At 43.3% G+C, this 10925-nt stretch carries 10 protein-coding genes; 4 read left to right on the forward strand and 6 right to left on the reverse strand.

The genetic code is table 11. The features are described 5' to 3' along the window. Positions 1-26: 26 nt before the first annotated feature. The 3 genes from ACP7BU_RS13820 to ACP7BU_RS13830 form a co-directional block, all read right to left on the reverse strand. Positions 27-1043 carry a pirin family protein gene (locus tag ACP7BU_RS13820; protein WP_425880122.1) on the reverse strand — a complete coding sequence of 339 codons (1017 nt, stop codon included), beginning with the start codon at positions 1041-1043 and terminating at the stop codon, positions 27-29. Positions 1044-1184: 141 nt separating this feature from the next. After that, positions 1185-1784, reverse strand: a complete 600-nt coding sequence (locus tag ACP7BU_RS13825; protein ID WP_425880121.1) for a hypothetical protein — start codon at positions 1782-1784, stop codon at positions 1185-1187. Between the two features lie 330 nt (positions 1785-2114). Continuing rightward, the gene (locus ACP7BU_RS13830; protein WP_005249624.1) at positions 2115-2660 is read right to left on the reverse strand and encodes a glutathione peroxidase; all 546 of its coding nucleotides are present in this window, start codon (positions 2658-2660) and stop codon (positions 2115-2117) included. Positions 2661-2850: 190 nt separating this feature from the next. Between ACP7BU_RS13830 and ACP7BU_RS13835 the strand changes: the two genes are divergently transcribed. Then, the gene (locus tag ACP7BU_RS13835) at positions 2851-3747 is read left to right on the forward strand and encodes a DMT family transporter (protein ID WP_425880120.1); all 897 of its coding nucleotides are present in this window, start codon (positions 2851-2853) and stop codon (positions 3745-3747) included. A 445-nt stretch (positions 3748-4192) separates the two neighbouring features. Here ACP7BU_RS13835 and ACP7BU_RS13840 read toward each other — a convergent pair whose 3' ends face one another. Genes ACP7BU_RS13840 through ACP7BU_RS13850 form a run of 3 tightly spaced genes read right to left on the reverse strand, consistent with a single transcriptional unit; the run spans position 4193 to position 7154 of the window. After that, positions 4193-4762 carry an L-threonylcarbamoyladenylate synthase gene (locus ACP7BU_RS13840; RefSeq protein ID WP_086044343.1) on the reverse strand — a complete coding sequence of 190 codons (570 nt, stop codon included), beginning with the start codon at positions 4760-4762 and terminating at the stop codon, positions 4193-4195. A gap of 41 nt (positions 4763-4803) precedes the next feature. Continuing rightward, complete coding sequence (gene dprA / locus ACP7BU_RS13845) at positions 4804-5943, reverse strand: DNA-processing protein DprA (RefSeq protein WP_253145948.1); 1140 nt, start codon at positions 5941-5943, stop codon at positions 4804-4806. 56 nt (positions 5944-5999) lie between these two features. After that, positions 6000-7154: a LysM peptidoglycan-binding domain-containing protein gene (locus tag ACP7BU_RS13850; RefSeq protein WP_243474751.1), complete on the reverse strand. Its 1155-nt coding sequence runs from the start codon at positions 7152-7154 to the stop codon at positions 6000-6002. Positions 7155-7274: 120 nt separating this feature from the next. On the opposite strand from ACP7BU_RS13850, the gene def reads away from it, so the two are divergent. The 3 genes from def to ACP7BU_RS13865 all read left to right on the forward strand — a co-directional run bounded on the left by def (position 7275) and on the right by ACP7BU_RS13865 (position 10411). Then, entirely contained in the window at positions 7275-7805 is a 531-nt protein-coding gene (gene def, locus ACP7BU_RS13855) for a peptide deformylase (RefSeq protein ID WP_044112406.1), read from the forward strand. A gap of 92 nt (positions 7806-7897) precedes the next feature. Continuing rightward, entirely contained in the window at positions 7898-8308 is a 411-nt protein-coding gene (locus ACP7BU_RS13860; protein ID WP_004644876.1) for a DUF2946 family protein, read from the forward strand. 72 nt (positions 8309-8380) lie between these two features. After that, positions 8381-10411, forward strand: a complete 2031-nt coding sequence (locus tag ACP7BU_RS13865) for a TonB-dependent copper receptor (protein WP_425880119.1) — start codon at positions 8381-8383, stop codon at positions 10409-10411. Positions 10412-10925: the final 514 nt, after the last annotated feature.

The following is a 10925-nucleotide window of genomic DNA, read 5'->3' on the forward strand; positions in this document are numbered from 1 at the left end:
GAGCTGATCCAATGTCAAAGAAGCCACTATTTAGTGGTTTCTTTGTCTAGTTGGTCTGAATATTCTTCACGTTTACCGCCTTCATAACTGGCGAAACGTGGATGTTCTGGTGGAAATGACGGTTCAGCGCTTGGCCAAGGCCAGCCACCAAACTGGGTTTCGCGATAACGGCGAAAAGCAGTATCCAGCTCTTGCGCACTATTCAAAACAAAAGGTCCATGCATGGCAACTGGTGCACCGATCGGTTCACCTTCCAGCCATAAAATATGTGATTCCAGCAGCCCACCTTTGAGCTGAATATCTGCATCCGGTTTGAGTTCAAGTAGATGCTTCGGCGCTATCTTCTGTCCTTCAAGCTCCAAGCTTCTACCTTGATAAAAATAACAAAAACGCGTTGCAGTAGCAGTGCTGGCAGGAATGGTTAATTCTGCTTCCGGCTTTAAAGTGATTAAATACATATTGAGTTGATTCTCTGGAATGGCTGCCCATGAATGTGGCGGACGATCCAGTGCCTGAGTCTGTTTAAACTGTCCTGAAATGACCCGGATCTCCGCTTTACGTCCGGTCGCATCGGCTGAAAATACATGTGGAATATGTTCACGCCACAACATTTTATAATCGGCCGGCTGCTTTTTTTGTTCCGGTGAGGAATTCAGCCAGATTTGAAACAGCTCCAGAGGATTGTCCTGATCCTGATGGACTAAAGGAAACATCTCGCAATGCTGTACCCCATTGCCGGTAGTCAGCCATTGCACATCACCCGCGCCATAACGTCCCGAGTTTCCCAGCGAGTCAAAATGATCGACATAACCGCGCTCGACAATGGTAATGGTTTCAAAGCCAGTATGCGGATGCTCCGGAAAGCCGGGAATACTCTCGCCATAATACATGTCATATTCATGCTGCTGTGGCGGGGAAACTGTGCCTAATTCGACATTGCCTTGCGGATAATGATCTTGATGATGAACGGTAAAAATAAAAGGATCTTTCAGATCAAGCCGGGATGTGACTGGAACCACAGAATACAGCACTGAATTCGACATGATTGAACTCCTGATGATCTGATTAGATGAAAATTCTTGATCTAAATATAATTTTTATAATCCATAACAGTGTATAGCCTGCAAGACGATTGAGGAAGGTGGGTTTCGATCAATCGCCTCAAAATGAGATTTTTAGGTATTTTAAGTATTGTCCTGATCAGTATTGCTCTTTGATTCCTGATCTGGATTCTGGATCAGCAAGCCGGCCAGTTTGACCATTTCGGATTGCACATTAACCATCTGGGATTCAATCTTTTTCAAGTTCACTTGGCTGAAATCCACCTGACCATTTAAAAGAGGAGAAGCCAGAACTTGCTGATTGGCGGTCATAATGTTGTCACGAATCTGGTCAATTTCCTGACTTTTCAAGTTCAGGTTGCCTAACACCTGATTAAAACTGCTAAGTTGCTGTTGTAGCTGGGTCGCAGTGGACTCCAGTTGCTGGGTATCTTTAGCTTCGACCGCCGTTTGCAGTTCGGTCTGGGTCTGTTTTAACTGTTCTACATAACTGCCGGCCTTGAGCTGCAAGTCGGCGACATCACGAACCATATAAAACATATTGCCCGATTTAAGTTCGGTTTGTGCTGCTGAACTCTGTTGCTGAGAGGCTGGTTCCAGATCTGAGGTCGTGGTATCTGCCTGTTCAGCCGGTGCTTCGACAGCCTGTTCACAGCCCATCAGTAAAATTCCAGAGCTAAATAATGCGAAAGGAAGGACAGCATTGGCAAGAATCTTGGACATGGAATCAGAGTCTCGATACAGGTGATGGAATTTGAGTAGTATTTAATATAAGGACAAACTATGGAGATAAAAAAGATTGTTGCAAACTCATAACAATTCTTCTGGGTTGCGAACGTTGCTCTATTCAAAAACAAGAAAAAGATTATTAAAAGCTGGTAAAGAAGTACTTTGCTCTCACCAAATTGGCTTGTTTGGCCTGCAATCACTTTGAAAATGTTTTTAGGTGAATTTTAATGCAATTAAATAATCGTTTTTAAATAAAAAAAATAAGTATCTACCAAGAAAATAGATACTTATTTCAAGCTTGATGCTTATGAGAATAATCGAGAATTATTTTGCAAGTTCTGCATTCACTGCATCGACAATCCGTTGATCATCTGCAGTAATATCTGGAGCAAAACGTGCCACTACTTCACCATTTTTATTGATCAGGAATTTTTCAAAGTTCCAGAGCACTTCTGGTGGCTGATTTGGGGTTAAACCATAATCGACCAGATCTTTCCACCAAGGGCCTTCACCGATACGTTCCGGTACAGCCTGCGTAAGGTTGGCATATAAAGGATGCTTGTCTTCACCCGCGACAGAGATTTTAGCAAATAGCGGGAAGTCAACTTTATAATTCACTGAGCAGAATTCCTGAATCTCGGCTTCGCTACCCGGTTCCTGTTCCAAAAAGTTATTGGCAGGGAAGCCCAGAATTTCCAGACCTTCCGCTTTTTTGTCCTGATACAGTTTTTGTAAGCCTTCATATTGCGGCGTCAGGCCACATTTAGATGCGACGTTAACCACCAGCAAAACCTTACCTTGGTACTGGTTTAAAGTGGTTTCTGTTCCTTCAATGGTTTTGACTGGAATGTCATATACAGAGCGAGTCATTAGATTTCCTGTTTATTGCGACTGAACGGTATTTGTTTTAACGGGTATTCGCTTTCAGTACAAGTAAAAACAGGTGAGCTCAGTTACTTAAAGCTGCAAATTGCCTCAATATTATGTGAAAAATCTATTATGCTAGGATGCGCGAATACGCATAGCTTAATAACAAGACCAGCGACTCATGGATGAAAGTATGACACAGCAACAAAAGGCAGTCTGGTGGGCCATGGCCTTACCACTGGCCGCAGTTTTGATTTGGTCTCTGAATATGACTGTCACCCGCTATGTGGCAGATTATATTTCTCCCATCAGTATCAGTTTCTACCGCTGGGCCTTGGCCTTACTGATTTTAACTCCATTCATGTTGCCCAAAGTCAAAGCAGCGTGGCCGGAGATCCGTCCATATCTCGGGCATTTTGCTGTTTTGAGTGCGCTGGGAATGGTGCTTTATCAGGGGTTGGCTTATAGTTCGGCACACTATACCACTGCAACCAATATGGGCCTGATCAATGCCTTTATTCCTATTTTTACCATTATCGTGGGTATTTTTGTTTTAAGGATTGGCCCAACACAGGCTGCAGTGCTGGGGAGTCTTCTGTCTTTTATTGGCTTAATGTATGTCATGGCACAAGGGCAGGGCCTGCAGTTTTTAACTGTTGGTGAAAGTTATATTGGCGATCTGTTGATGTTGATCGCAGTATTTTTCTATGCCTGTTATGGCGTGTTTCTGAAAAAATGGCAGATTCAGATTCCACTCTTAGTGAGCCTGTATATTCAGATTTTTATGGCCTTTCTCTATCATATTCCTTTGGTATTGATTTTAGGTCTGGACAGCATCAATCATGCTAATGCAGCCAGCATTATCTATGCCGGAATTTTCCCATCCATTGCCGCGCCGTTATTCTGGATGATGGCTGTGCAGCAACTTGGTCCCAATCGCAGCAGTATTTTTATGAATCTGATGCCGGTTTTTACTGCAGTAGTCGCATATTTGTGGCTGGGTGAAGCGTGGACCATGTATCACAGTATCGGCGGTGGCATCATTTTACTTGGAATCCTCTGTGCTCAATATCCCGGAAGATCCGCTTAATCAGGAATTAAAAGAGCTAATTAAGAATTTTGTCTGATTAAATATTGAGCGGTTGATCAAAACTTTTTTAATTGAAATCCCCTTTTAAATGCTAATTTTCAAATGTTAAAACAAATAGAAAAATATCGTTTTATTTTAAAAAGAGAATAGAAAGAGCAAGATATTTTGAATATTGCTCAAAAATTGTTTGCTATTAATAGAAAATATGTATTATTTGATTGTTTTATTGTACTTGTCGTCGCATTCAGTTTCTTTCATAATGCGCCCATCGAGAATGATCAAGCAAGAAAATCCTTGTTTTATCAGACTCCCAGAGATTTTCTGAACCCTCTGGATGTGATTTATGCACATCCTTTTTTATGCTCAGCCATCCCTATATGGCTGAGCTTTTTTTTGTCTTAAAACTTTAGTCGGGCTTGAGTGTCCCGACTAAATCAGACAGGACTCAGTCACGAATAATTGCGCCAGTCACTGCATCAATGATGCGGCTTGGTTGCTGACTTAAACCGAGGTCACCATTCAGATAATTTAGATTCTGGTCAAAATAGCGGATCGCATCCTGCAGTGAGCGGGCAGGTTCCATACCGGCAGGGTTGGCACTGGTAGAAACGATAAAACCGCCAAAGGCCTGACACAATGCGACACAGAGCGGGTGAGTGGTCACGCGGACGGCTACTTTAGGGTGATGACCTTTAATCCAGTCAGGAATGTCTTTATTTGCAGGAAGTAACCAGGTGGTCGCGCGATCAGCAGGTCTGTCATGGTTCCAGGATTCAATCACTTTTTCACGCATTTCTTCAGTTAAATCCTGCAACAGATGTTCTACCTGTGAAAGATGAGCTGCCAGCAGAATCACGCCTTTTTCAATCGGGCGCTGTTTTAATTCTAAAATCTGATGAAATGCCTGTTCATTATAGGGGTCGCAACCCAAGCCCCAAACAGCCTCTGTAGGATATGCCAAGACTTGTCCATCTTTAAGCCATGCTGCTGCTTCGGCAACAGAGGTAGTGATCATGTGGATACCTTATATCAAACAACAAAGCGCTATTGTGAACCTTATTTGAGAATCCGACAACGTAGATAGAGGCCGGCTTGCTGGGTACAAAAACCGAGTAACTCCAGTTCCATGAGTTGGCTGGTCAAAGCAGATACCTCTTGCTGAACCTGCGTTCCCAGTTGATCCAAACTCTGTCCCACCCAGTCCAGCTGATTATACAGACTGAGCAGATGCGGTGGAATTTGCTGTGATGTTGCTTCAGTAACTTTCGTTTTGGTGGTATTTTCTAAAGCCTGCCATTGCGTCGCCAGTGCCAGTTCTTCGATGACCTGCTGTGGATGATCAATCAGAATCGCACCCTCACGAATCAGTTGGTGACAACCCTGATAATGCTCGCTGTAAATATGTCCCGGAATGGCAAACACAGTTTTACCTTGCTCAGCTGCCAGTTTAGCCGTAATCAGAGAACCACTTTTTAATGCAGCTTCTGCCACAATCACACCTAGACTTAAACCACTGACGATTCGGTTGCGCCGTGGGAAATGGTGCTGCAAAGGCAGCGTATCTGGTAGAAACTCACTGATTACTGCACCACCGTGCTCAATGATTTGCTGGCGTAGTGATTGATGTTGTGCTGGATAGGTTTGATCCAGTCCGGTCGCCATCACCGCAATCGTGCCTTGATGCTGTAACGCAGCCCGATGCGCTGCTTCATCAATACCGTATGCCAGACCGCTATTGATATAGAAACCCTGTTCACTCAAATAAAAAGCAAAGTCATAAGCTACTTGCCGGCCGTGTGGACTGGGTTTGCGGCTGCCCACAATGGCAATCTGTGCCTGAAGCAGGGTATCGGATCTACCCTGACCAAAAATGATCGGTGGTTTATCTGCATAAGGATGCAACTGCTGAGGATAATGCGGATCGCTGTGCAGCAAAATAAAATCGCTATCCTGCTGGATCTGCTGCAGACATCGCTGAAATTTTTGCTGCGCTTCTGGGAGGTAAAACTCTTTTAAGCGCTGCACATGATTGGCATGAAGGCCGAGTGCTTGCCAGACGGGTACTTGATCCGGCTGAAGGGCATGCGCCAGTTCGGCATAATGTTGACTGATTTTATAGAAACTCGAAAGAGAATGCTGAACCAGATACCATAACGTAATTGTTTCCAGTTGCGCGCGTGATAACGGGTTCAGCATATTGAGACCTATAGGGTTGTCTTCTTATTATTAAGTTTTTTTATTTAGACAAATATTTATTCATCTAAAAGAGGTGCTTGAATTCCTGCACCAACCTTGATTGGTAATTCGCTCTCTAGCACATAGGCATAGCTTAATTGATCGAAGTTTTTGAATACCATGATTTGGCCAATACGCTCACCTGGCAATTGCACACGTTCTTTAGTTTTAGGATCAGTGACCACTTCACCTTTTTGATTCACACTAAAGACATGACCCGTCTGAACTCCATGTGCCGTACCACGGTCAATGGTGACAACACTATGACGTGCTGCTGTACCAATTGACCCCAATACACGCACAATCTGGCCACCGGCAGCAATATTTTCTGCATTGGTCGGATAGAACAGAGTCGGTAACATTGGATCGTATTCTGGTAAGACACGATCACCGCGACGTACTTCAGCATTGTAACTATCTGTCAGTTCAAGTGTGGTGACATCACCTTCGCCACGAACTGCAATACCGGATGCCACCTGTTGCAGCTCGAGTGCAGCCGTATATTTCTTGCCATTCGCATCGGTAAATACATACGGTTCAGCTTCGCGATACACGGCATAGCGTTGACCAACTTCCAGACCGTTACCACGTACATAGACTTTCTGGCCTTTGCCTGCCAGTACGCGCTGATCGGCAGTTCCAAGAATATATGGCGTACCTTGAACTGAATCAGGTGCCATCAGGGTGTAGCGTTCCAACCACTGCTTGATATGTTCTAGTGGAATTACTGGAATGGTATTGTTTAACGATTCAACCCGAATCTGAGGTTGCAAGGAGGTGCTACCCAGATAACGGCTGATAATGCCTTCACAACCATCACCTTCGTCTTTACCAATAATCGGACGGCCCTGGTAATCACACATCAGTAGGCGGTCACCCGGGAAAATCCAGTGTGGATTTTTGACGTGCTTGTTGCTGGCCCAGATTTCCGGCCAACGTACCGGATTTTTCAGGAAGCGTTTCGAGATATCCCAAAGTGTATCTCCTTTTTTCACCACATACACGTTCGGTGCACTGGCTTTTAATGCCGGTGGATTGACGTTACGTGCAGGTGCTGCCTCGGCGGAATGAATGGTCCCCATACTGACGCCTACACAAATAGCAAGTGCCAGCATCTGATTTTTAAACCCCAAGGCACTAAAAAATGGCATGCCCTTTAAAACCTTTTTCATTATCATAATTCCTAAAATTATGTGCGTAGTTGCGTTATAATAACGATCTTACACACATTTTTTTGATGAAGCATTCCCTTCATTTGGTTTTTTGATCAATGGCATAATTGAGGATGCAGTATGGCCTTATTACCTATTTTAAGTTTCCCGGATCCCCGTCTTCGTACCATTGCCCAACCTGTCGAAGAAGTAACTGATGAAATTCGTCAGCTCGCTGCAGATATGTTTGAAACCATGTATGAAGCACCAGGTATCGGACTTGCCGCGACTCAGGTGGATCGTCATATTCAGCTGATTGTTATGGATCTGTCTGAAGATAAAGATCAACCGATGGTGTTTATTAACCCCAAAATTACACCATTGACTGAAGAAACGCAGCCCTACGAAGAAGGCTGTCTATCAGTTCCTCAAATATACGATAAAGTTGACCGTCCGTCACGTGTAAAAATCGAGGCAATTAATCTGCAAGGTCAAGCATTTGAGCTTGATGCTGACGGACTTCTCGCTGTGTGTATCCAACATGAAATGGATCACTTAAATGGCAAATTATTTGTTGATTATTTATCACCATTAAAACGTCAACGTGCACGTGAAAAAGTGGAAAAACTGGTTCGCCAGCGTAATAAAGACAAGGTGGCAGTGAAACGCTAGGATCATTTTAAAGTTTATTTAAATGGTCTAACAAAGCCCAATTCTGATTGGGCTTTGTTATAATCAACATAAGCATGTTTTAGGAATAGCCTGTGTTTTTACGCGCGGGGCTGCTATTTGCATTTGCAGCTGTGTTTCTACAGATTGCTGTATTTTTACAGCCTTTGTTACCGAAGCAATATCAGGTTGCTCCGGTCTGTGAAACCATCACGCGTGCGCTTTTTATCGCGACAGATGCTCATGCGCAGCATAGCGCTGGCGAGCATAGTCACCTTATCCAATCTGATCATCTTCAACATGATCATCATGATGCCAATCATCAGTGTCAGTACTGTAAGGTTCATGCCAATTTAGTCTTACCGCCTGATCTGGACATCAAACAGGTTCTTGACCGGATTCATGTCCGTTTAATTGCCTATCAAAAAACCTTTAAGCATGTCTGGTTTGTCCTTCAGCAACTCTTCTTAATTCCTCAGGGGCGAGCGCCACCACTGCCTGCATAAATCTGCATTTTTCAGCTTGGGTTGGTATTGACTCAAGCCGTGCCTAATTTATGTATTTAGTGAGATAGAGAAATGGCTCAGCCTAAATTTTCTTTACAGCCACTTGCGGCTGCGATTTGTGTTGCTTGTTATTCTTCGATAGTGATGGCCAATGACGCCATGCCGGTTCAGACATTTGCCCCGATTGTGGTGACGTCAGCATCAGGTAATGATGCCAATGGGCTGATTGTCCGCGCTGATCCAAAACAGCCGATTCAACCGATTCCTGCCAGTGATGGTGCGGATTATTTGCAAAGTATTGTCGGCTTTAGTTCGGTCAATAGCGGTGCCGGCACTAATGGTGATGTGACGTTCCGCGGCATGTTTGGTTCACGAATTAAGATCCTAACTGATGGCACCGAAAACCTGGGCGCCTGTCCAAGTCGTATGGATTCGCCGACCTCTTATATTTCTCCGGAAAGCTATGACCGTATTTCGGTGATTAAAGGACCGCAAACGGTTCAGTATGCCAATACTGGCTCTGCGGCCACAGTGATTTTCGAACGTACGCCGGAACAGTTTGATCAAGATCAAAACTATCGCGGTCAGGCCAGTGTCTTGATGGGGTCATTTGGCCGTCTGGATCATAATGTCGAAGTTGCAGCAGGCGATGATCAGAAATATGTCCGACTCAATACCAATCGTTCGGTATTGAATAGCTATCAAGATGGAGATGGAACCACTGTACCTTCAGATTGGGAGCGCTGGAATGCGGATCTGGCATTGGGCTGGACTCCAGATACAGATACCTGGGTAGAGCTGACTGGCGGTAAAGCTGATGGTGAAGCAGTTTATGCCGGCCGTGCAATGGACGGTTCCAAGTTTGCCCGCGAAAGTTTAGGACTTCGTGTAGAAAAGAAAAATCTTACCGATATCATTCAAAAAGTCGAAGCTCAAGTGAACTATAACTTTAATGACCACGTTATGGATAACTTTAGTTTACGTGAGTTCCAGCCTGGAGGAATGATGAGTATGCCAATGGCGACCAATGTGACACGTAAAACATTGAACGCGCGTATGGCAATGACCAATGAGTGGGATAAATTGCAGCTGATTACTGGTATTGATAGTCAGAATAATGAACATACTAAACGTAACGGAAGTCTGATGACGCTGTATCAAACTCAGCCACGAACTAAAGATATGGAATTCCAGTCTGTGGGAGCTTTTGGAGAACTGAGTTATCTGTTCAGTGATAACAATAAGCTGGTGTCTGGTGTTCGTCTTGATCAGGTCAATGTAGACGCTGTTCAATCTCAACAGGAACGCAAAGAAACTTTACCGAGTGCCTTTATTCGTTTTGAAAATCATCATCCCGATCATGATGATGGCAAGACCTATATTGGCCTGGGTTATGTCGAGCGTATGCCGGATTACTGGGAATTATTCAGTCCTAAAACGGGAAATGATAACGTTAATACTTTTGCCAATATTGATATTGAAAAGACATTACAGCTAGATTTTGGTTATCAACATGAGCATGGTCATTTCAATTCATGGGCATCCGCATACGCAGGTTTGATCAATGATTATGTGTTAACAACCTATAAACCTACTGGCATGATGAGAATGCTTGAAGCACATACCCGTAATGTCGATGCCACTATCGCTGGTGCAGAAGCTGGAATTGGTTACCAGTTTACTGACCGCCTGCAGGCCGATATCAGCGCCATGTATGCCTGGGGTGAAAACACCACAGATAATACGCCTTTGCCACAAATCTCTCCTTTAGAAGCCCGTGTTAACTTGCGCTATGTTCAAGACAAATATAATTTTGGATTGCTATGGCGTGTAGTGGGTGGTCAAAACCGGATCAGTCTTAACGAAGGTAATATTGTGGGTTATGATAACAAGCAGAGCGCAGGCTTTGGTATTTTGTCTTTAAACGGTAGCTACCATGTTATGGATAGCGTGGATGTATCAGTCGGAGTCGATAATGTTCTAGACCGGACTTATACCGAGCACTTAAATAAAATGGGTGCTTCCGGGACAGGTTTACCAGCAACCGAGCAGTTTAATAATATGGGACGTAATTACTGGGCACGTGTCAGTATGAAATTCTAATTGTTGCTTAATATTCCAAAAGCCATTGCTCAATAGCGATGGCTTTTTAATTTTTAGCGTTGCAATCAATTTTTCATATTTAAATCGGGCCTATGTATCTTGGAAGAATACCGGATAAAACAAGTTTTGTATATATAAACGCCAGGTTGCTGAAGAATCAAACAAGAATAGAGTGTGAATTGAACGATATAAGTCATGTGATAAAGACTTTTATAATTTAAATTCAAATAAAACAATATCTTAGTTTTTTTTTAGGTTGGTTTTGTTGGATGTGCTCAATAAAATTCAAAAATAATGAAAATAAATTAACTATATATAACAATTACTTATATTTTTATTGGTTTGAAAAATAAACACACGATAAAAAATCTTTGCAAGAAGTATTGCACGGGCTTTGAAATGCTGTAGAATGCACATCCATCGGCGGTGATGAAGATTAAAACCTCTGATAAAACAGTGACTTAGTTGAGTTTAATTGAGTTGGGTTTTATTTGATAAGTTTGAAAAATAGTTT

The sequence above is a fragment of the Acinetobacter sp. 40AMC3-4 genome, assembly GCF_049898185.1.
Lineage (GTDB): Bacteria > Pseudomonadota > Gammaproteobacteria > Pseudomonadales > Moraxellaceae > Acinetobacter.

Excerpts from the sequence above, each read along its gene's own strand:
- ACP7BU_RS13820 (WP_425880122.1), bottom strand. The coding sequence starts at position 1,043 with ATGTCGAATTCAGTGCTGTATTCTGTGGTTCCAGTCACATCCCGGCTT.
- ACP7BU_RS13825 (WP_425880121.1), bottom strand. The coding sequence starts at position 1,784 with ATGTCCAAGATTCTTGCCAATGCTGTCCTTCCTTTCGCATTATTTAGC.
- ACP7BU_RS13830 (WP_005249624.1), bottom strand. The coding sequence starts at position 2,660 with ATGACTCGCTCTGTATATGACATTCCAGTCAAAACCATTGAAGGAACA.
- ACP7BU_RS13835 (WP_425880120.1), top strand. The coding sequence starts at position 2,851 with ATGACACAGCAACAAAAGGCAGTCTGGTGGGCCATGGCCTTACCACTG.
- ACP7BU_RS13840 (WP_086044343.1), bottom strand. The coding sequence starts at position 4,762 with ATGATCACTACCTCTGTTGCCGAAGCAGCAGCATGGCTTAAAGATGGA.
- dprA (WP_253145948.1), bottom strand. The coding sequence starts at position 5,943 with ATGCTGAACCCGTTATCACGCGCGCAACTGGAAACAATTACGTTATGG.
- ACP7BU_RS13850 (WP_243474751.1), bottom strand. The coding sequence starts at position 7,154 with ATGAAAAAGGTTTTAAAGGGCATGCCATTTTTTAGTGCCTTGGGGTTT.
- def (WP_044112406.1), top strand. The coding sequence starts at position 7,275 with ATGGCCTTATTACCTATTTTAAGTTTCCCGGATCCCCGTCTTCGTACC.
- ACP7BU_RS13865 (WP_425880119.1), top strand. The coding sequence starts at position 8,381 with ATGGCTCAGCCTAAATTTTCTTTACAGCCACTTGCGGCTGCGATTTGT.